General features: G+C 42.9%; 22 protein-coding genes. 14 read left to right on the top strand and 8 right to left on the bottom strand.

Annotated elements, in window-relative coordinates:
- The first annotated feature begins 175 nt into the window (after positions 1-175).
- The 11 genes from V7S75_RS09785 to V7S75_RS09835 are packed head-to-tail and all read left to right on the top strand — an operon-like array spanning position 176 to position 9,126.
- The gene (locus V7S75_RS09785; RefSeq protein ID WP_377976903.1) at positions 176-544 is read left to right on the top strand and encodes an NADH-quinone oxidoreductase subunit A; all 369 of its coding nucleotides are present in this window, start codon (positions 176-178) and stop codon (positions 542-544) included.
- 47 nt (positions 545-591) lie between these two features.
- Positions 592-1,140 carry an NADH-quinone oxidoreductase subunit B gene (locus V7S75_RS09790; protein WP_377976904.1) on the top strand — a complete coding sequence of 183 codons (549 nt, stop codon included), beginning with the start codon at positions 592-594 and terminating at the stop codon, positions 1,138-1,140.
- Between the two features lie 5 nt (positions 1,141-1,145).
- Entirely contained in the window at positions 1,146-1,646 is a 501-nt protein-coding gene (locus V7S75_RS09795; protein ID WP_459513506.1) for an NADH-quinone oxidoreductase subunit C, read from the top strand.
- 12 nt (positions 1,647-1,658) lie between these two features.
- Positions 1,659-2,894, top strand: coding sequence for an NADH-quinone oxidoreductase subunit D (locus V7S75_RS09800; protein ID WP_459513507.1), 1,236 nt, complete (start codon positions 1,659-1,661; stop codon positions 2,892-2,894).
- Between the two features lie 3 nt (positions 2,895-2,897).
- Positions 2,898-3,383: an NADH-quinone oxidoreductase subunit NuoE family protein gene (locus V7S75_RS09805; RefSeq protein WP_459513509.1), complete on the top strand. Its 486-nt coding sequence runs from the start codon at positions 2,898-2,900 to the stop codon at positions 3,381-3,383.
- A 7-nt stretch (positions 3,384-3,390) separates the two neighbouring features.
- The gene (gene nuoF, locus V7S75_RS09810) at positions 3,391-4,731 is read left to right on the top strand and encodes an NADH-quinone oxidoreductase subunit NuoF (protein WP_459513510.1); all 1,341 of its coding nucleotides are present in this window, start codon (positions 3,391-3,393) and stop codon (positions 4,729-4,731) included.
- Positions 4,732-5,889: a glycosyltransferase gene (locus V7S75_RS09815; protein WP_459513512.1), complete on the top strand. Its 1,158-nt coding sequence runs from the start codon at positions 4,732-4,734 to the stop codon at positions 5,887-5,889. It abuts the gene before it with no gap.
- Positions 5,890-5,917: 28 nt separating this feature from the next.
- Positions 5,918-6,943 carry an NADH-quinone oxidoreductase subunit G gene (locus tag V7S75_RS09820; protein ID WP_459513513.1) on the top strand — a complete coding sequence of 342 codons (1,026 nt, stop codon included), beginning with the start codon at positions 5,918-5,920 and terminating at the stop codon, positions 6,941-6,943.
- Between the two features lie 3 nt (positions 6,944-6,946).
- Positions 6,947-8,071 (top strand): NADH-quinone oxidoreductase subunit NuoH, encoded by a 1,125-nt coding sequence (nuoH, locus tag V7S75_RS09825; RefSeq protein ID WP_459513514.1) that lies wholly within the window; start codon positions 6,947-6,949, stop codon positions 8,069-8,071.
- Positions 8,072-8,075: 4 nt separating this feature from the next.
- Positions 8,076-8,594, top strand: a complete 519-nt coding sequence (locus V7S75_RS09830) for a NuoI/complex I 23 kDa subunit family protein (protein WP_459513516.1) — start codon at positions 8,076-8,078, stop codon at positions 8,592-8,594.
- Positions 8,595-8,601: 7 nt separating this feature from the next.
- A complete protein-coding gene (locus V7S75_RS09835; protein ID WP_459513518.1) occupies positions 8,602-9,126 on the top strand; it encodes an NADH-quinone oxidoreductase subunit J family protein in 525 nt (174 codons plus the stop codon).
- A gap of 68 nt (positions 9,127-9,194) precedes the next feature.
- On the opposite strand, the gene V7S75_RS09840 is transcribed toward V7S75_RS09835, so the two are convergent.
- Positions 9,195-9,884: a hypothetical protein gene (locus V7S75_RS09840; RefSeq protein ID WP_459513520.1), complete on the bottom strand. Its 690-nt coding sequence runs from the start codon at positions 9,882-9,884 to the stop codon at positions 9,195-9,197.
- A gap of 210 nt (positions 9,885-10,094) precedes the next feature.
- Between V7S75_RS09840 and V7S75_RS09845 the strand changes: the two genes are divergently transcribed.
- Positions 10,095-11,153 carry a sensor histidine kinase gene (locus V7S75_RS09845; protein WP_459513522.1) on the top strand — a complete coding sequence of 353 codons (1,059 nt, stop codon included), beginning with the start codon at positions 10,095-10,097 and terminating at the stop codon, positions 11,151-11,153.
- 4 nt (positions 11,154-11,157) lie between these two features.
- Positions 11,158-11,892, top strand: a complete 735-nt coding sequence (locus V7S75_RS09850; RefSeq protein WP_459513523.1) for a LytR/AlgR family response regulator transcription factor — start codon at positions 11,158-11,160, stop codon at positions 11,890-11,892.
- Here V7S75_RS09850 and V7S75_RS09855 read toward each other — a convergent pair.
- From V7S75_RS09855 to wecB, 5 genes are read right to left on the bottom strand one after another with little or no spacing between them, the layout of a single operon-like run.
- Entirely contained in the window at positions 11,885-13,810 is a 1,926-nt protein-coding gene (locus V7S75_RS09855; RefSeq protein WP_459513525.1) for a TonB-dependent receptor domain-containing protein, read from the bottom strand. The two genes, V7S75_RS09850 and V7S75_RS09855, sit on opposite strands and share 8 nt — an antisense overlap.
- A 3-nt stretch (positions 13,811-13,813) precedes the next feature.
- Positions 13,814-14,575 carry a hypothetical protein gene (locus tag V7S75_RS09860; protein WP_459513527.1) on the bottom strand — a complete coding sequence of 254 codons (762 nt, stop codon included), beginning with the start codon at positions 14,573-14,575 and terminating at the stop codon, positions 13,814-13,816.
- A gap of 21 nt (positions 14,576-14,596) precedes the next feature.
- A complete protein-coding gene (locus V7S75_RS09865; protein WP_459513528.1) occupies positions 14,597-15,364 on the bottom strand; it encodes a glycosyltransferase family 2 protein in 768 nt (255 codons plus the stop codon).
- Entirely contained in the window at positions 15,354-16,589 is a 1,236-nt protein-coding gene (locus V7S75_RS09870) for a glycosyltransferase family 4 protein (protein ID WP_459513529.1), read from the bottom strand. The genes V7S75_RS09865 and V7S75_RS09870 overlap by 11 nt, the downstream gene beginning before the upstream one ends.
- A 2-nt stretch (positions 16,590-16,591) precedes the next feature.
- Entirely contained in the window at positions 16,592-17,710 is a 1,119-nt protein-coding gene (gene wecB / locus V7S75_RS09875; protein ID WP_459513531.1) for a non-hydrolyzing UDP-N-acetylglucosamine 2-epimerase, read from the bottom strand.
- Between the two features lie 223 nt (positions 17,711-17,933).
- Here wecB and V7S75_RS09880 point away from each other — a divergent pair, with 223 nt between their 5' ends.
- Positions 17,934-18,437, top strand: a complete 504-nt coding sequence (locus V7S75_RS09880; RefSeq protein ID WP_459513533.1) for a transposase — start codon at positions 17,934-17,936, stop codon at positions 18,435-18,437.
- Positions 18,438-18,573: 136 nt separating this feature from the next.
- On the opposite strand, the gene V7S75_RS09885 is transcribed toward V7S75_RS09880, so the two are convergent.
- On the bottom strand, positions 18,574-19,773 hold the full coding sequence (locus tag V7S75_RS09885; protein ID WP_459513534.1) for a glycosyltransferase family 4 protein: 1,200 nt from the start codon (positions 19,771-19,773) through the stop codon (positions 18,574-18,576).
- The gene (locus V7S75_RS09890) at positions 19,770-21,254 is read right to left on the bottom strand and encodes a lipopolysaccharide biosynthesis protein (protein ID WP_459513536.1); all 1,485 of its coding nucleotides are present in this window, start codon (positions 21,252-21,254) and stop codon (positions 19,770-19,772) included. Before V7S75_RS09890 ends, V7S75_RS09885 begins: the two co-directional genes overlap by 4 nt.
- Positions 21,255-21,272: the final 18 nt, after the last annotated feature.

Consider the following 21,272-nt stretch of genomic DNA (forward strand, 5'->3'; position numbering starts at 1 on the left):
GAACTACTCTTATTTGCCGGACAAAATTACAGGATTTTTTTGAATTTTTTGTACCTCCTTCAAAAAATACTTGTTTCAAGAAATAGGCGGCAAAATGCCTGTGATTTTTTCGTTAAAAATCTGAAATTTTAGATTTTATGCAGTAAATTGCGGCTTCATTTTTTAAGCCTTTGTCATGAACTATCAACCTCAAGATTTTCTGCCGATATTCGTTCAGCTCTTGGCAGCATTAGCCTTTATTTTCGCAACGATGTTTGCGACACATGCCTTGGGTCCTAAGCGCCATTCGGCCAAGAAGGATGATACCTTTGAGTGTGGGATTGAATCCATAGGAGACGCGCGTACGCCTATTTCAGTTAAGTATTTCTTAGTTGCGATTTTATTCGTGCTTTTTGATATTGAAATCGTATTTATGTACCCTTGGGCGGTTAATTTCCGCGAATTGTCATGGAATGGTTTTTATGATATGCTCGTATTCATGGGTTTATTGTTGGCCGGTTTCGTCTACGTAATCAAAAAAGGAATTTTAAAGTGGGAAAAATAAACATATTGGCTTAGCCAATGTTTATGTATTCAAGAGATAGATAAGATATGAGTAATTCAACGGTTCAAGTTGCTGAAGCACCTCCAGGAGTAGAGGGAGCAGGTTTTTTTGCAACGAGTTTAGATAATTTAGTCGGACTAGCGCGCGCGAATTCGCTTTGGCCTTTGCCATTTGCGACATCTTGTTGCGGGATTGAGTTTATGTCGACGATGGCATCGCATTACGATATTGGCCGGTTTGGTGCGGAGCGTTTGAGTTTTTCTGCTCGTCAGGCCGACGTATTGATGGTAATGGGTACAATTTCCAAAAAAATGGCACCTGTTGTAAAACAAGTATATCTTCAAATGGCTGAGCCACGTTGGGTATTGTCTGTAGGAGCTTGTGCTTGTTCAGGCGGTATTTTTGATACCTATTCGGTTTTGCAAGGCATTGATCGGATTATTCCTGTAGATGTTTATGTGCCGGGTTGCCCACCACGTCCTGAGCAAATTTTGGATGGCTTCATGCAAATCCAGGAATTGGCTAAAAACGAATCGACACGCCGTAGAAACGAGCCGGAATACAAGGCTTTGTTGGCATCTTACGGTATAGAATAACAAAAATGGAGAATCAACAAATAACAGATGCATTGCAAGCGCAGTTTGGTGCGGATGCCGTGTATGGGGTGACCGAGTCGCATGGTATTTTGCAGTTTACAACGGGAGTGGACAACATCGTTCCGATGTTACACTTTTTGTATGCGCATCCTGAATTTAAGTTTCAGTTTTTAACTGATTTGGCAGGTATTCATTTTCCAGATGCCAAAGGGCAAGAATTAGGTGTCATTTATCATGTGCACAGTTTGGAAAACAATGTGCGTTTGATGATTAAGGCCTATGCGCCGATTGATGCACCGCATTTCCCAACGATCACAGGTTTATATGCTGCGGCCAACTGGATGGAGCGTGAGGCATTTGATTTTTACGGAATCTTGTTTGATGGTCATCCTAACTTGACTCGTATCTTGAATATGGACGAGATGGATTACCACCCGATGCGTAAAGAATATCCTTTAGAGGATGCAACGCGTCATGATAAAATTGATGAATTATTTGGACGATAAAAGCGACAAAGCATGTCAGAAGTAGCCTTAGTAAATAACCCTAATGTAGGTTTAGATAAGACGCAAAAGGGCGGTCCTTATGTAAATGAGCTATCCACGCTTAATTTAGGTCCTACGCACCCAGCCACACATGGTATCTTCCAAAACATCTTAACGATGGACGGGGAAACGATCGTGGATGCCGAACAAACTGTGGGGTATATCCACCGTGCGTTTGAGAAAATTGCGGAGCGTCGTCCTTTTTACCAAATCACGACCTTAACTGACCGGATGAACTATTGTTCAGCGCCTATTAATAACATGGGCTGGCACATGACGGTGGAGAAATTATTAGGTATTGAAGTTCCCAAGCGCGCGCAATACATGCGTGTGATTATGATGGAGCTAGCTCGTTTAACGGATCACATTGTATGTAATTCAATTTTGGCTGTGGACACGGGAGCCTTGACAGGTTTCTTGTATGTGTACCAATGGCGCGAGTTTATCTACGAGATTTATGAAGAAATGTGCGGTGCGCGTTTGACAACCAATATGGGTCGTTTTGGTGGTATGGAACGTGATTTTACGCCAGTTGCCATCGAGAAGATTCATAAATTGTTGAAAGAGTTACCAGCGGCTTTGAAGGAATTTGAAGGCATGGTGATGCGGAATCGTATTTTCATGGATCGGACACAAAATGTGGGTGGTATTTCCGCTGAGCGTGCTTTGAATTATGGATTTACAGGTCCGAATTTACGTGCTGCAGGGGTTGATTATGATGTTCGTGCGATGAATCCGTATTCTTCATATGAAGATTTTGAATTTGATGTGCCAGTAGGAACGAAGGGTGATACCTATGATCGTTTCTTAGTGCGTGAAGAGGAGATGTGGCAAAGTTTACGCATTATCCAGCAAGCAATTGATAATCTTCCAGAAGGGCCTTATCATGCTGATGCGCCACATTATTATTTGCCCAAGAAACAAGATGTATACCACAATATGGAAGCGTTAATCTATCACTTTAAAATTGTGATGGGTGAAATTGATGCTCCAGTAGGTGAAGTTTACCATTCGGTTGAGGGTGGTAATGGTGAATTAGGATTCTATTTGGTTTCTGATGGTGGTCGGACGCCATATCGTTTGAAATTCCGCCGACCAGGCTATATATATTATCAAGCCTTCCCTGAGATGATCAAGGGGACGAGCTTATCTGATGCAATCGTAACGATGTCATCAATGAACGTAATTGCAGGAGAGTTAGATACTTAAGACATGAGCAACATTGTTTTCCCAGCAGAAACGCTGGACTTAGTTAAAAAAATCATTGCCCGTTATCCGGAAGGAAAACAGAAGTCGGCCTTATTGCCAATTCTTCATTTAGCGCAAGCTGAGTGGAAATGGTGTTCGCCTGAGGTTATGGATTATGTGGCTTCTTTGCTTTCAATCAGTCCAATTGAGGTATATGAAGTAGCCACTTTTTACACGATGTTCCATTTGGAGCCTGTGGGAGAGCATGTGATTGAGTATTGTCGGACAGGTCCTTGTTGTTTAATGGGTGGTGTAGAAGTTTACGATCACTTGAAGAAGCGTTTGGGGATCCAAACGGGAGAGACAACGAAGGATGGTAAATTTACGATCAAAGAAGTTGAATGTTTAGCGGCTTGCGGTTGGGGTCCTGTATTCCAAATTCGTGAGAAGTATTACATGCATTTGACGAATGAGAAAGTTGATCAAATTATTGACGAATTAAGCAAATAAGCCGAGGATGAAGATATTAACGCAACATATTGACGTACCAGGAATTGAGACCATCGACGTTTTCATGAAAAACGGAGGTTACAAGGCGGTGGAGAAAGCGATCAAAACGATGACGCCGGATGAGGTGACGGAAGAAGTGAAGAAGTCGGGTTTACGTGGTCGTGGAGGTGCAGGTTTCCCAGTGGGTATGAAGTGGTCGTTTTTGGCTAAGCCTGAGGGGGTGCCTCGTTATTTGGTTTGTAATGCGGATGAGTCGGAACCAGGAACGTTCAAGGATCACTATTTGATGTGGAAAACGCCTCATACCTTGATCGAGGGTATGATTGTTTCCAGCTTTGCTTTGGGTGCGAATACCTCTTATATCTATGTGCGTGGGGAGTTGATGTATGTGATCAATATCCTTGAAAAAGCGATTCAAGAAGCTTACGACAAAGGTTTATTAGGAAAAAATATTTTAGGGTCTGGCTATGATTTAGATCTTTTTGTACAGCCGGGTGGAGGTGCATATATCTGTGGAGAAGAAACAGCTTTGTTGGAATCCTTGGAAGGGAAACGTGGAAATCCACGTAATAAACCTCCTTTTCCAGCGGTGAAAGGTTTGTGGCAAAGTCCTACGGTGGTCAACAATGTGGAGTCGATTTCGGCGACATCTTGGATTGTCAACAATGGGGGTGATGCCTATGCGGCCATTGGTGTTGGAAGAAGTACAGGGACGAAACTGATTTCGGCATCTGGACATATTAAGAAGCCGGGTGTATATGAGATTCCTTTGGGAATTACGGTAGAAGAGTTTATTTACTCGGATGAATATTGTGGAGGCATTCGTGATGGACATAAATTAAAAGCTGTGGTGGCAGGAGGTTCTTCTGTGCCGATTTTATCAGCGGAAAATATATTGACAACGGAAGCGGGAGAAAAACGTTTAATGACGTATGAGTCACTTTCGGAAGGAGGATTTGCGACGGGAACGATGTTAGGTTCAGGTGGTTTTATCGTGATGGATGAGACAACTTGTATCGTCCACAATACTTTGACATTTGCGCGTTTTTATCACCATGAATCTTGTGGACAATGTTCGCCATGTAGAGAAGGTACGGGATGGATGGATAAGGTCATTAAACGTATTGAGACAGGAAAAGGTCGGATGGAGGACATCGATTTATTAGTTGATGTGGCGAAGAAGATTGAAGGAAATACGATTTGTCCATTGGGTGATGCGGCTTCTTGGCCAGTTGCTGCGGCGATTCGTCATTTCCGTGATGAGTTTGAATGGCATGTAACACATCCCGAAGAGGCAACAAAACCAGGCGCTGTTTACATGCGTCCGGGGGCTAGTTGGACATTATAAATGGTAGAAAGCAAGAAGCTATTTGTTGGACATGACGCAAATCGTGCAGGCGCTCAGCTGGTTCTTTTACATTGGTTAAAGGAACGAAAGGCGCAGGGCTTGACGAATTATTTGTTGCTCGTGGACGGCGGAAGTTTATTGGAGGAATATAAAAAAGTGGCCAAAGTGTGGGTTTGGCGTACCGAGAGACCTCTTTGGTTTAAAGTGAAGCAACGGATACCCGTTATTCGCCAAGCTGAGGAATGGGATCGTACACCTAGCAAACGTAAAGTCGCTGGCATTGTAAATGCTTTGCGTGCGGAGGCTTTTGATTGCATCATTGGAAATACGGTTTCGTCTGTTTCCTTGTTGCGTGAGTTGGTTTCTTTACATGTACCTTTCGAGGTGTATGTGCATGAATTGAGTTATTCGATTTCGAATTTTACTTCTGAAGAAGATCGGAAGTTTATGGCTACGAAGGCAAGACGTGTTTACGCGGTTTCGGGCTTGGTTAAAACGGTATTGGAGAAAGAGGTTGGGGTAGATGCAACGAAAATTGATTTATTGCCACCTATCATTGCATTGCCTGAGGCCACTCAAAATACGCATGACCCGGTTCGCGCAGCTTTAGGTATTCCGGCTGATTCGCCTATTGTGTTTAGTTGCGGATTAGCGGAATGGCGAAAAGCGCCTGACGTGTTTTTGGAAGTAGCGAAGAAATTGATTGGTAAGATGCCAAAGGTGCATTTTATTTGGTTAGGGATGTTGGATAATGAATATTCCGACAACTTAATAGCCAGCACGGCGATTTGGGATACGAAGAAACAAGTGCATTTATTGCCTGTTTGTTCGGATAGTCGGCCGTATTTTGAGGCGATGGACGTGTTTTTTCTTTCGTCACGAGAGGATCCATTTCCTTTGGTGATGTTGGAAGCGGCACATGTAGGAAAGCCGATTGTAGGAGTACGGGCGAGTGGAGGAGTGAATGATTTTCTCCATGGATTGGATGAACTATTGGTAGAAACTTGGGATGTAGCTGTTTTGGTGGATAAAATTAGTTCACTATTGCAATTAAGTCCTGAACGATTGGCTGATTATCAGCAAAACTTACAAGCGCGTGCTGTGCAATATTCGGCAGCGTTATTTATGGACCGATGGTCTCAATTACATAGCAAATAACCGGGATTAACCCGCTAGATGATAGATTATGAAAGTAACGATTGACAACATCACCCTGGAAGTAGAACCGGGAACCACCATTATGCAGGCCGCACGTATGATCGGTCCTGAGGTGGCGCCTCCTGCGATGTGTTATTATGAGCCTTTGAAGGGTTCTGGTGGTAAATGCCGGGCTTGTTTGGTTAAAGTGACTGCGGGTTCTGAAAAAGATCCACGTCCCATGCCCAAATTAGTTCCTGCCTGTATCACCGCCGTTCAAGATGGGATGATTGTAGAGAATACGGTGAACGAGCAAGTATTAGAAACGCGCAAGGGCATAGTCGAATTTTTGTTGTTGAATCATCCGTTGGATTGCCCAGTTTGTGATCAAGCTGGCGAATGTCATTTGCAAGATTTTTCATTCGAGCATGGTGTTTCATCTACCCGCACGGTGGAAGATCGGAATACATTTGAGCCGGTTGATTTAGGCGATAACATCAAGTTGAACATGAACCGTTGCATCTTGTGCTACCGTTGTGTTTACACGGCGGATCAAATCACAGATGGTCGGGTGCATGGTGTCATGCATCGTGGAGATCATGCGGAAATTAGTACATATATCGAGAAAGCGATTGATAATGATTTTTCTGGAAACGTGATTGATGTATGTCCAGTAGGAGCATTGACAGATAAGACGTATCGATTCAAGAGCCGTGTTTGGTTCTCGAAGCCAATGGATGCACATTGCTCATGCGACAAATGTTCGGGTAATGTGACGTTATGGTACCGTGGCGACGAGGTGATTCGTGTAACAGGTCGTAAGAATGAGTGGGGTGAATTGAAAGAGTTTATCTGCAATACATGCCGTTTTGATCGTAAGAAAACGAGTGATTGGACGATTGAAGGGCCAACGAATGTTTCGCGTCATTCTGTGATTTCAGCGAATAAATATGGAGCGGGTTTAATTCGTCCTGCCTTCCCAATTGCACAAGCGGCAAGGGATTTCAAACAAATTGATGACGATCGTGATCGTAGTTTTTTAACGAATCAAGCTAGTTTACCTGCAAAGAAATAGGATATGGAATTAATGAATGATGTATTTACGGCCAAAGCTATTTTCATCGGAATCGTATTTGCGATTACCTTGGGTGTAGCGGCATATTCAACGTATTTTGAGCGGAAGATTGCCGCTTTCATGCAAGACCGTATTGGTCCAGATCGTGCAGGTCCTTTCGGTATTTTGCAACCTTTAGCGGATGCGGTTAAGATGTTCATGAAGGAAGATTTTATCCCCGCAAATTCAAATAAATGGTTGTTTATCGCAGGTCCATGTTTATCGATGCTAACTGCCTTAATGACTTCGGCAGTAGTTCCTTTTGGAGATACGGTGACGATTGGTGGTGTGACTTTTGACCTTCAAGGTATCGATGTGAACATCGGTATTCTTTGGGTTTTTGGAATTGTATCTTTAGGGGTTTATGGAATTTTAGTGGGTGGATGGGCATCGAATAATAAGTATTCTTTGTTAGGAGCCATTCGTGCGGCATCACAAAACATCTCGTATGAGTTAGCGATGGGTATGTCGATTATCGCGATTTTGATGCTTTCAGGCTCTTTGTCGACAAAGGCGATTGTTGAAACCCAACAAGCCGGTCACTGGAATATCTTACAACAACCGATTGGCTTTGTGATCTTCTTGATTTGTGCGTTTGCGGAATGTAATCGTACGCCTTTCGACTTGCCTGAGTGTGAGACGGAATTGATTGGAGGATACCACACGGAATATTCTTCGATGAAGTTGGGCTTTTATCTGTTCGCGGAATATATCAACATGTTTATTTCAGGAGCGGTGATGGCAACCTTGTTTTTCGGTGGTTATGATTACCCAGGATATTCATTTGTAGCGGCTCAGTTGGGTGCTAATGCAGCTGCCTTTATTGGAATGGGTGCATTGATCGGGAAGGCCTTATTATTTGTCTTTGTGTTCATGTGGGTACGTTGGACTTTGCCTCGTTTCCGTTATGACCAATTGATGGGATTGGGTTGGACAGGGTTGATTCCATTGTCGATGTTCAATGTAGTAGTAACGGGATTTGGTATATTAATTGACCAACCGATTCTTGCGGGATTAGGTGGTATTGTTATTTTGTTTGTGGGTTTAATCGTGAATGATGCCCTATCAAGAAAGAAAAAAATAGCTTAGGCATATGAAGTTAAGTAATAAAACAAAGGTGTTAGAGCAAGGTGAAATGACCTTGGCTGAGCGCATGTATCTTCCTGCAATTGTGGGAGGCATGGCAACGACTTTAAAGCACTTTTTCTCCAAACCTGTGACGATTCGTTACCCGGAGCAACAGCGTTACTTAGGTCCGATTTACCGCGGTCACCACATTTTGAAAAAGGATGAGCAAGGCGCTGAGCGTTGTACAGCATGTGGTTTATGTGCGGTGGCTTGTCCAGCGGAGGCGATTTCGATGGTAGCTGATGAGCGTAAGAAAGGGGAGGAGCATTTGTACCGTGAAGAGAAATATGCGAAAGTGTATGAAATCAATATGTTGCGTTGCATCTTCTGTGGCTTATGTGAAGAAGCTTGTCCGAAAGAAGCTATCTTCTTGCGTCATGACAAAATGGTACCTGTATTCAACACACGCGATGAAGTGATTTACGGGAAAGATAAATTAGTAGAAAACATGGACCAACGCTATTTGCGTGACGGTTGGAAATAATCATATTATGGAGATTACAAATATTTGGTATTTTCTGTCAGCCTTGACACTATTGAGTGCACTGATGGTCGTTTTTGCGAAGAATCCCATTCACAGCGTCTTGTATTTGGTGTTTACATTCTTCTGTATTTCAGGGCATTATGTGTTATTGAATGCACAGTTTTTGATGGCCGTGAATATCATCGTTTACGCGGGGGCAATCATGGTATTATTCCTTTTCGTAATCATGATGTTGGATTTGCGTAAGAATATGCCGGAATCGAAAAGCTCATTGGTGAAATTGGCGGGTTCTGTTGTTGCTGGGACATTATTAGTGATTTTAGTGGCTGCGTTCCACAAGAATTCTTTGCCAGCGCCTACGGCTGAAAATACAGCGAATTTTACTTCTCAAACGGGTATGGTGGAAAACCTAGGCAAGGTGCTTTATTCGGAGTACCTATTACCTTTTGAGTTAGTTTCCATTTTGTTCTTTGTAGCCATGGTGGGTGCCGTTTTATTAGGTAAACGCGAAGCAGGCGAACGAAATTTTTAATCAGACTAGACATCAAAATAAAAGGCTGCTCCTACTGGGGCAGCCTTTTTTATGTAGATCAATTTATATTACTTTTTCTTTGTGCGAAGGCTTCGGTCGAACAAGCCTACTTTAAGTCCTACTGTACCTACAAATCCGCGCATGGCATCGGTGCTATTTTCACCTACCGCGAAGCGGTAATTGGCTCCAGTAAAGACGCGTAAGTGCTTCAATACATTTAGCTCGACTTGTACACCGGGTTGGATTCCCAATGATTTAGGGCCATCCCAAAACATGCCGCCATCACGAATTCCGCCATGTCCACCAATAATCGGATTTGGTTGCGTATTAGGATTCATGATTCCGATTGGCTGGATGTCGCGCTCAGAAGTAATGGCGCCAATTAACAAAGGAAAACTTAAGTGAATCAACTTGTTTGCCTTCGCCGTATATGCGATCGAAAGCGCATGAAACTGTTGGCCTAATTGTGGGGCTGTCGCAAAATCATCGCGATTACCTCGCAGGCTACGGGTAAATGATCCCCCGATTTCCCATTTGTTATTCAGGTGTAAAGCCAAAGCCATCCCCGCTTGTGGGCCCATGGGGCCAAACTGAAAGGTGGGTGAAACGGACAGTCCGAATGAATTGATTTTACCTTGGAAAAGGGTTTGGATTTTTTTTGTACTGTCTTGTTTAATCAGAACAGTTTGTTGGGCGTTTAGTTGTGTTGATGCGAACAAGGCTAAACTGCATGCGATTAGGCGGATTGAATAGTTCATGTATTTGGGTTTATTTAATTGCTCTGCAAGCTATATTATTTTTTTTAGCCTTAAGAAGAGATTCGATATGTTAACTGATTTTGTTGACGAATGCCTGCACATAATTAAATCTGCAAGATCCGTTCGCTAGTCGACAAGATTGTTGGGCTGGTCATTTGTATTTTCTATTTCGGCTTGAATGCCTAGCTTTGTAGGGCAAAATGAAAGCTTATGTGGCGCGCTTGGAATCTTCCCAAAACGAAATTAACCTTCAAGGTCTTATTTAACCTGATTCTTTGGGGATTGTGGATAGGATTGCCTTTGTTGAGTCCAGTTCACCAAACGCATGAAAATGAACATCCGCATGAACATGTTAATCCGGAGTTTTCAGAGCATATTTGGCTTGAGCTTTTAACGGTAGTTCCCCTATTCTATATTATTACTCTGGTACTAGTTCCCCATGTTTTCAAACGTTTGGGTGTACTGACTTTTTTAGCGAGTTTACTGGGAATTATCACGTTGTTTTTTGGGATTCAAACCTTATACCATTTGTATTTTCTGCCTTTTGATCGGCATAAAGGTTTTTTTGATCCTCAGGGTATTTTTCCACTTGTCATGATTACAGGTATTGCTTCAACTTATGGCTTGTTACTTGAATTTATCAATTTCGAAGCCGAAAAAGAGGAGCGTAGCAATGAACAATTGAAGTCGGAGCTTTCTTTTTTGCGTTCGCAAATCAGCCCACATTTTATCTTCAATATTCTAAATAGCATTGTGTATTTGATTCGAACAAAGGCCGATAAACAAGCGGAAGATGTGACGATTCGCTTGTCTTCTTTGATGCGCTATATGTTGTATGATTCGGACCAAAGTATGGTTTCCTTGGATCGGGAATTGGAGTATTTACGTAATTATGTGGACCTCCAGCGCATGCGTTTTGAAGGGGATGTTACGATCGATTTCGAAGTTAACGGCACTGTGAGGGGCTGTCGGATAGAACCGATGCTGCTCATTCCTTTTGTGGAAAATGCCGTGAAACATGGTGTCTCCTTTGTTCAGGATCCTTATATACAAGTAGTATTCTCGATTGATCATGGAAAACTAATTTTTCAGGTCAAGAACAAAAAAGGGAAAATGAAAGATGATGTCAAAGATGAGAGTTCGGGCATTGGCTTGAAAAATGTCTTGCGCCGATTGGATTTATTATACCCCAACGAACATCGTTTGACGATTCGTGATACAGAGGAAGTTTTTGAAGTGGATTTACAAATGACTTTACAACAACATTAATCAGATGGAAAAGATGAATTGCATCGTCGTGGACGACGAAAATATGGGTCGTAAATTACTCGAAGAAAATGTTCGCCAAATTCCATTTTTGAATTTGGTCGCCTCTTGCAAAAATGCCTTTGAGGCCATGGAACAATTGCAATCGAATTCGATCGATTTGATTTTTCTGGATATTCAAATGCCCGGCATGTTGGGTACGCAATTCATTCAAACCTTAGCTAAAAAACCGTTGGTCATCTTCGTGACGGCTTATGATAATTATGCGGTGGAGAGTTACCAATTGGACGCCGTGGATTATCTGATGAAGCCTGTGAGTTTGGAACGTTTTTCGTTGGCGGCTAATAAGGCATATCAACTATTCAAATTACAGAAACCGGCTGTAGCTACGGCCGCTGCGCCACAAGAAGCTTTGGAAGATTTCTTTTTCGTCAATGTTGAATATTCTTTGGTTCGCATTTCCATCCCACAAATCTCGCACATCGAAGGCTTGAAGGATTATGTGAAGATCTATTTGGATGGCGAGCGCCGACCTGTATTAACGAAGACGACGATGAAATCGTTGGAGGCCAAAGTCATGCCGCATGGCTTTATGCGCGTGCATAAATCGTTTATAGTCAATCTGCGAAAGATTGAATCGATCAAACAACAACGGATCAAAATTGGGACTTTTGATATCCCGGTGAGTGATTCGCATGCTGCGGAATTAATGGAAAAATTGAATTTTACCCGACCTAATTAAGCGTGATTTTTAGGCCTGCTTGAAAATAGCGACCGGGTGATGCATTGTAAAAGCGGTTTCCCGTGGCATTCAAATCAGGTCCCGAAACATATAGTTCATCAAAGATATTTTCCGCTGTCAACCAAATTCCCCAGTGTTTTTGTTGGTAGGTAATTTTACTGTTCCAAACCCGCGAGGCCGGTAGCATTTCCGTATTCGCATCGTTCAGGTACATGAAGTCCGTAAATAAAAACTGGGCATTCCATGTCAAACGGGGATGCATTTCCCATTGCACAAGACTCGCATGTTGGAAAGGACTTGTGCCTGTCAAGCGATTTCCAGAATAGTTTTTCGTGCCTGATACATAATCCGAAAAGCGGAAATTTTGTATGGATTCAGAATTTCGAATATTGACGCTTTTACCTAAGCGCAAAGCATAATTGATTTCAATTCCTTGTTGGGTCGTTTTCCCCGCATTCACAAAGTAATCGGAGCCATCAGCTGCCCGACGGATCACAATCGTTTCATCTAAATCGAATTGGTAAGCACTGATATCCCAGTCGAAAACTGTATATTTTCCGCGCCACGTGATCTCTTTATTCCATCCTTTCTCCGACTTTAGATTCGTATTGATGATGCCTGTCGACGGGCGCATTTCTGCTATACTAGGCGGAGAATAGCCTGATGCGAGTTTAGCGATGATTCGTTGGTGAGTTCCTAATTTTCGAACGATGGCGAAACGTGGTGTAAGGTTTTGCTCATTCCCGATGTATTGCGTCCAATAGCCATTGGCGCTCAACGAAACGGTCGAATTCCAGTTTGAGTTGATTTGATAATCCCACTGGGCAAAGATGTTGCCACTTTGAATGTTGGTGTTTTGTGTGACTTGCAAAGTGTCTTTGATCCCTTTTCGGTTACCAAAGGTTTGGCTATCGAATTGACCGATTTGGAATTCATAACCGAAATCCACGGCATTTTTGTTCTGCTTATAATGGATTACTCCCCGACTGCTGACATTCGGTTCATGGCGAATTTCATAATTTCGGATGGTAGGATTTTCCACTTTATTGACTTGAACGGAATTGGCTAGGTTGTATCCCCAGTTCCCATTCCAGGAGTTGGCAATATAGATGCCCGTACCAAATGATTTCAATCGGAAGGTTGCTTGCTGATCAGCAGCACTAAAAAATGCCCCTGCTGCCGGTCTAGCTTGAAATGGATTTGCCTTGAATTGCGCCATTGTGAGGCCACCTGGCGTTTGGTAGGCAACATCAGCATAATATGAGGTTAATTGGAGGGTACCATTAATGCCAAAATTCTGGTGGTATTCGTGGCTTAGCATTTGTTTTTTCATCGCCGACCAATCGCGCGCGCCAGGCTGTTGCCAGAAAGATGCGTAGACCCGGTGGCCGGAATGTTGGATATCCCATATTTGCTTGTAACCACCTAATGAGTTTCCAATTTCCTGGTGCTCGATTTTATTGGGTCCTAGCGGCCCGTTGAATAAAATGCTTCCGCCCGTTCCTGCTCCGTACAATCCTCCGCTGGGTCCTTTGGTTAGGATGATTTGGTCCATCATGTCGGGTTCCAATACCGCCAAATAGGTATTATTCCCAGCATCTGTGAAGGGGATTTGATTCCAATACACTTTAACATTACGGACACCAAATGGAGCGCGTAACGAACTCCCTCGGATGGCAATGCGGTAGCTTCCTGGGCTTCGCTCTTCTAGTCTAACACCACTTTGTGCGTTAAGGGAGCTGCTAAAGCTGTTGCTTTGGATGGCGTGAATATCTTTTGCTTGAAGTAAACCGAAAGCATCCGGACTTGAAAGTCGGGTTCTGTTTTGTTCAAGCACGCGTACTTCTACCTCCGCGAGGGTTTTTGAACTATCTGGAACACAAAAAAGCCAAGCTGAAACAAGTAAGCTGAGGAGCATGGCTTAGAAATAGTAGGTGAAGAATGTGGAGATTAATTGGGCTTGCGAAGATTCGATTGATTTTGAATTCGGGTTTTTGGCAGATCCAAAATTCAAAATTTCATAATTGAGCGCTATGCCATATTTTTTGTAATGAAAGTCGAGTCTACTTTTATAATTGATGGAATTGTCGGTCGTCAAAGACGAATAGGGTACTCCGATATATTTTCCATACAATGTGACATCGCGATATATGGGTTCAAAGACTTGACCTTGAAGATTAATGGATGATTCCTTAAACTTCCATTCATAGTTGAGGCCTACACTTATTCCATGTAATGCATATTTTTCTTCCTCAATGTATTGTGTTTGATTTGAAGTGATTTTGCGTGCTAGCGATTTACTGTAAATCGCGAGAATAGGTGAAAATCCTGATTTCATTGGCCACTGAAAGCCTACTTCTGCCTGACCGCCCCGATAGTGGGAAGTTAGTGGTTCTGTAGCTGATAAGGGCATGTTATTAGGCATGAGAGGCGTTTCAACAAAGGTATAAGTTTGTCGATCTACGGGAGATGCGTCCACGTTTCCTAATGTTTTTAGTTTAACATAAAAAAGGTGTTTTTTGCCTGGTTTATGAAATATAATTTGTGCCCCAAAATCAATGGTAGCTTGTTTTTCATGCCAATTGATAAAGCTCGTTCCTATGCTGGACGCAAAGCGGATTTTTTGTCCGAAACTCGTGAGACTAAACAATAAAAGTGTAATAAGGCTAAGCGTAATTCTCATAAGGGTTAAATATACAGCATATTACCAATATTTCCCTCCTTTTTGGAGTGCGAAAAATAAACCTCTAGTCACTATTTTTAGATGTGCGATGACTGTATGCCAAAAGCCAAAGTGTCTTTCCATGACTTGGAATCGCTCTTGCCAGGAACGTTTGAGGTTTTGAACGGAGGCTCCGCCGGTTAAGTACCGACAAATCGGGATAGCGAGCTGTATGGTTTTTTTGCTGCGTTTTAAACAGTGAATCTCCCAATCAATATCCGAACTAAGTCGGAAAGTCAAATCATACAAAGGAGCAATCGAACGCTTGACAATAAAGGATTGATGGCAAATGACCATGCCGTATTGAAACGATTTCCAAGACAAATTTGCCGGGATTTTATGCGGTGTCACTTCACTGCGAAGTCCCAGTTCTTTACCTGCTAGGTCCACGAATAATGCATCGCCCACGATGACGTCCGGTTGATTTTTTATCGCTTCTAAAAGGGAGTCTAGTGTATTGTTTGAAGCAAAGCAATCGCCTGCATTCATGAAAATCAGATAATCGCCCGTTGCCTGTTGAATCCCTTTATTCATCGCATCGTATATACCGCGGTCGGGTTCTGAAACGATGATATCAATGTTTGCACGGTATTTTTCTACGATCGCTAGCGTGCCGTCTTTGGAAGCTCCATCGATGATGATGTACTCGATTTCTGTGCGATTTCCTTGGGAAATGACACTTTGAATCGTGCGCTCCACGAATTTTTCCGCTTGGTAGGTAATCGTGATGATGCTTAATTTAGCCGACATGCGTGTAGAATTTTACATGTTTTGCTGCAATAATTGCTTCTGCGTAGGATGATTCCGCTTTTTGGCGGGCAGCTTGTTCGGGTGCGTTTGCCAAGGTCCAATTGAGTCCCGCTGTTAAATCTTCCGTCGATTGATAGTCAGCCACATAGCCGTTTACCTGGTGGTCAATCATTTCGGGGATTCCACCAATGCTAAAGCCAACGCAAGGCGTTCCGCAAGCCATTGCTTCCATGATCGTATTGGGTAGGTTTTCTTCCAAAGAGGGGGTGACAAACACATCTGCCGCTTGGTAGATTTGGATCATTTTTTCCGGGGAACTGATGTGGCCCAGCTTATGTGTTTTCAATGGCAGTTCCGGCAATTCCTGCGCATTTCCCACTATGATCAATTCCGTTGTTGATTTATCTAAACCTGCTAAGGCATTTTCCAAATAGTGAAATCCTTTTTTGGGAGCATTCACGCGCATGGCAACGAATAGGATATGTTTTTTGCTGGGGTCTAGGTCTAATGTTTTTTTTGCTTCAGCTTTATTTCCGGGTTTGAAAAGTTCCGTATCGATGGCATTTGGGATGCTTTCGATGGGCTGGTTTTTTAAAATGCTACTTTTCTTGGCGCGTTCCTTTAACCAGTCACTGCAGGTGATGATATGCAGATTGCGTTCTTGGAATGCTTGCATTTTTTCTTCCCAAATTTGATGACTCAAGTCGTTTGCTTGGGGATTCTTGATGAATGTCTCGCAGTTCCCACAGGCCTGTTGGAAATTCATACATGCGCCACTGTGGTGACAACCGCCTGTGAATGCCCACATGTCGTGCAAGGTCCAATACACCGGTTTCCCTGCGTTCAATAATTGCTTGATATTCTGAATGGATAACATACCAAAATTCACCCAATGCAGATGAATGATATCTGCTTGTTGGATTAAGGGATGTTGGCTTAAATCCTGCCCAAATCTCCCTGGATTAAAAAGAAAGCGGTCGGATTTGTTTTTTTCAAAGGGTAGGTATACGAGACGTTCGAGGATGAATCGAAGCCAGCTCATCGTTTTATTCCACGGACTATTATTCAATGCGATTGAATTGTCGTCACCCGTTTTTTCTTGTACCAAGATGCTAACTTGATGTCCCGCTTTTTTTAGCGCTTCTGCCAATCGACCACAAGCAATCCCGGCACCACCATTTTGGTTGTGATAGGAGAGGAGGACGATGTTGAGCGGCTTTGGCATGTTTATGCGAAGAGTTCTTGAATTTTAGCAGCGATGCGTTCGGCAGCTTTCCCGTCCCAAAGCGGTGGAATTTCGCCTTTTTTTACTTCGCCTTTTAAAATGTGCGTTAATGCTTCGTAGGTTTTATCGGGGTCTAAGTCGGCCAACAGCTGATTCGTTCCCATCGTCACCGTGATCGGTCTTTCGGTGGAATCTCTAAATGTCAAACAAGGCACGCCTAGGTAGGTTGTTTCCTCTTGGATTCCGCCGGAATCTGTCAAGATTGCTTGGGCATGGCTCATCAATTGGATGAATTCTAAATAGCCCAAAGGCTCCGTTAAGATTAAATTTGGGTTGCTTTCAATGGCATCCAGTAAACCAAATTTCTCCATGTGCGCACGAGTGCGAGGGTGGATAGGGAAAACGACTTTGGTCTGCGTAGTGCTTAATTCGATTAATCGTAAGATGGAGGTTAGGCCCTTTTCCGTGTCGACGTTTGCAGGGCGATGCATAGTCATGACGATATAGTCTGAAGTCCGAAGTCCGGAGTCCGGAGTCGCTAATCCTAAGTCGGCAAGTATCGTGCTGCTTTTTGCTTTTTCTTGGTAGCGAACCAACGAGTCGATCATCACATTGCCTGTGAAGAAAACTTTCTCGTCGGAAACACCTTCGCGTTTCAAGTGATCGATGCCGCTTTGCTCCGTCACGAATAGGTAATTCGCCACAGAATCCGTTAAGATTCGGTTGATTTCCTCGGGCATGTTGCGATCGCCGGAGCGTAAACCCGCTTCCACGTGCGCTAATGGGATGCCTAATTTAATGGCAACCAAGGTGCAAGCGAGGGTCGAGGTAACATCGCCTACGACGATGACTAGATCCGGTTTTTCTTCAAGTAGAATGGGTTCGAAGGCCAACATGATTTTGGCGGTTACTTCGGATTGCGTTCCTCCGCCGATGCCTAAAAAGAAATCGGGTTTCGGTAATTCCAGTTGGGTAAAGAACACGTCGCTCATTTTGGCATCAAAATGCTGTCCGGTATGAACAATTTTAGAAGTCCAATTCGGAAGATTTTGAATGGCACGATGTAGCGGTGCTACTTTCATGAAATTGGGGCGTGCGCCTACGACTTGAATTACTTTCATTCGGGAATCTTTGTAAGGATAATAAGGGACAAAGATAGGGAAAAAGCGGGATTGTAGAGACGCGATACCTCGCGTCTATTTACTCCAGGTTATGAATATCTGATACTCTGCATGTATTTGCCTCATAATTGTAGAGACGCGATACTTCGCGTCTATTTTATCAGGTTCTAGATAATCTAAATCTACTCCTAGGAATTCGATGTTTCATTTTGAATATTTCATCATGAAAAAGACTTTAAGTGTCAAAGATCAAAACAAATTTCAAATTAAATCAACACGTGCCGAATGGTGGGATTATTCTAATAATGGACTTTATTTTGTGACAATTTGCACAAAATTCATGCGGCCTAGTTTTGGAACACTTGGGAACGAAAAGGTAATTCTCAATCAATTAGGACAGGTCGCTCGTATTAATTGGTTACAAATACCTACATTTTTCCCTTTTACGTACCTTGGGCCTTTTATCATCATGCCGAATCATTTGCATGGAATCATTGGCATTGAAAAAGCTTCAGATTTTTTAGAAATAAATCAGGCAAGATTTGGCCCACAATCTAATAATTTAGCTTCCATAATTCGAGGGTTTAAATCTTCTGTGAAGGTTGAAGCTAGAAAATTTGATGCTGATTTTGCTTGGCAAGCACGATTTCATGATCGAATAATTCGAGATGAAACTGAGCTTGAAAATATCATTCAATACATATATGATAATCCGATCAAAGGTTAATTTATTATGTAGAGACGCGATACCTCGCGTCTATTTCAATTTAGACGCGAGGTATCGCGTCTCTACAGGTTCAAAAAATAAACGCGTGGTATGCGTATCCATATGTTTTTAGAAATAGACGCGAGGTATCGCGTCTCTACAAACGCGCAGCAATCGCATACTTAAACGCCTCCATGTAATTCCCTAAGACCGTATGGATATTGATTTCGTTTTGAATAATTTCTTGAGAACGCTTGCCCATGATCGAAATTTGATCCGGATTTGCGAAGAGTTTTTCGATGACTGAAACGAGGCTTTCTACGGAACCGGATTCGAAAAAGTGGCCATTGTAGCCCTCGCGGACCAAACGTTTTTCCGTGCCATCAGCCACCGAACAGATTACAGGTTTGGCAAAACACATCGCCTCATTAATGGATAATCCGCCCATGCCGGCCAGGACATAAATGCCCGACTCACATGTTATTTGGCCTAATTCACGCATGTCATAAATACCTCCGTGAAATTTAATAAAATCGTAGTCTGCCGCTTGCGCTTTTAAGGCTTCCAATTCGGGTCCGTCACCTACGATGCTGAGTTCTGTCTGGGGGTACTTCTTTTGCAAAGCAATTGCTGCTTCGATTAACACGTCCACCTGCTTCCATTTGACCAGCCGACCGATATGCAACAGGCGAAAGGGATTCGATTTGACATCTTTCAACGCTTCGACGTGTTCAAAAATCACATCCGTATCCGGCGAATTTGCCGTCACAAATACCTTCTCCGCAGGTACGCCATACGATGCATGCATCGCCACCGCCTCATCCAAATAGTTGATATGCGCATCCACCAAATTACTAAACAGCCGACGGGTCTCCCGAACAATCATGAATTTGAATCGAGCCAGAATCGATTTATTTTGTTGGTGTGCCTGATTGTTTTCCGTCACGCCCCCACCATTTAAATAATAGGAAATTGCCTGATCGTAATGCGGAACTTGGAAAGGAATCTCTTTGGAAACCAAAGCGACATTGTTTCGGCGCAAGAAATTATACCATCCCGGATAAAAAACAAAAGCGGCTTGATAAGGCCAGTTGACCATCAATACATCCGGTTTTTCCTGCAGGATTAATTCCTTCAAACCTTTGAAAAATTTCTTCCCATAATAGGTCGTATATTCTTCTTGGTAAAAAACCTTGAACTCGATGCCATCTTTGCTCTCGAATACGCCCGCCCCTAAGGTTGCTCCTTTGGCCGATGGAACGACCACACAAACCTCAACGCCCATTTCCTTTTGGAGCTTATTCAATACCAAATTGTAATAATGCGGCAAACCTCCCGCCAATGACATCAACTTCATTTCTTTAATTTATTTTCGATCAATTGGCGGATATCGGGGGATAAATTAAATGCCCAACAAGCCAAAAAGAACAATACCGTAACTGCCGAGGAACGTATCCCCACATTCAAAAACCAATGATCACTAAACACCGGAATAGCTAAAACGACATAAGCGATGATCAAACTGCACAGAATAATTCCGAGCGTTTTCATGTCAAAAGGCTGCATGCCCATCTTATTCCAAAGGAAAAAATACTTGATGGCATTGTAGCCGCCCAGTGCGATGAGCGAGGCTAAAGCCGCTCCGTTATAGGAATACAGCGGAATGAAAATCAAATTTCCAACCACAATTCCGATGGCCAAAATCAGGTAAAAAATCAGATCGTAGCGGTAGTATTTGGAATTAATTAAAATCTCAGAGTTCAAGCCTGTGCCCATGTCGATGACCTTAGAAATACCCACCAGTAAAACCACCCATTTGCCAGCCTCATAAGCCTCGTGGTTGGGGATAATTTGGTAGATAAAATCCAGATTACACCAGATACCTAAGAATAGAAAACATCCCACTAATAACAGGTTAGCCGATGATTTTTTATAGATATCTGCGATTTGGGCATGATCATTTCGTTTCCAAGCTTGCGCCAAAATAGGCGTACTAATCGCCGCAATCACATTCCGTGGAATGGCGATCATCAAAGCCATGCGGGAATTGATATCAAAAACCGCCGTCGTTCCTAATCCACCCGCATAGGCTGGTAGCATGATTTTCTCGACGTGTTGGATCAATGTGAAACTTGCCCCCGCCAATATCACCCAACCTCCGTATTGCAACATTTCGTTAAATACCGGTTTGCGAAGAAATGAAAAATCAAGGCGCGTGTAAAAACGCTTTAATTGCTTGATGTAAATCAACAAACCAATGACCGCAAAAACATAGGAAAGTGTAATGCCTAAAACCAATTGGTCTAAATTCAAATAGCCTAAACCAAAGCCCAAAATCAAGGCTGAATTTGACAATCTCAACAATATTTCACGAATAATGGCAGGGACAACAATCCGCAAATGTACCCGGGCATAAGCTTCCAAAATCGCCATGTAAAGAAAACTGCCTGTCAGCGGAATGATGTAATAAAAATAGCGCGGCAATAAAGGCGAAGTATCCGCATAGATGCTGTGGAAAGTTTCACGTAATCCGATATAGCCTAAGGTAAATAGGCTTAAGCCAAACAGAGGAGCAATCAATAAAAAGCTAAAAAATCCATTATGACCATTTTCCGGATCATCGAAATGTGGAAAGAATCGAACGGCTAATTGGGGAATTCCGAGTTGGGTAAAGGACGCAAAAATCAACGGAATACTGACTAAAGCTCCTGCGATTAGCCCTACCTCATCTTGATTTAAAAATTGATTGTAAAGGAAAATGACATTGAACGTCCCGATCGCCGTCCCCAAGTAGGTGACGATGGAGGCTTTAAGACTTTGCCGTATGACGATTCCCATGCATTATTCGAATAAGGG

This window comes from Aquirufa sp. TARAVU-A1A, from assembly GCF_054558675.1.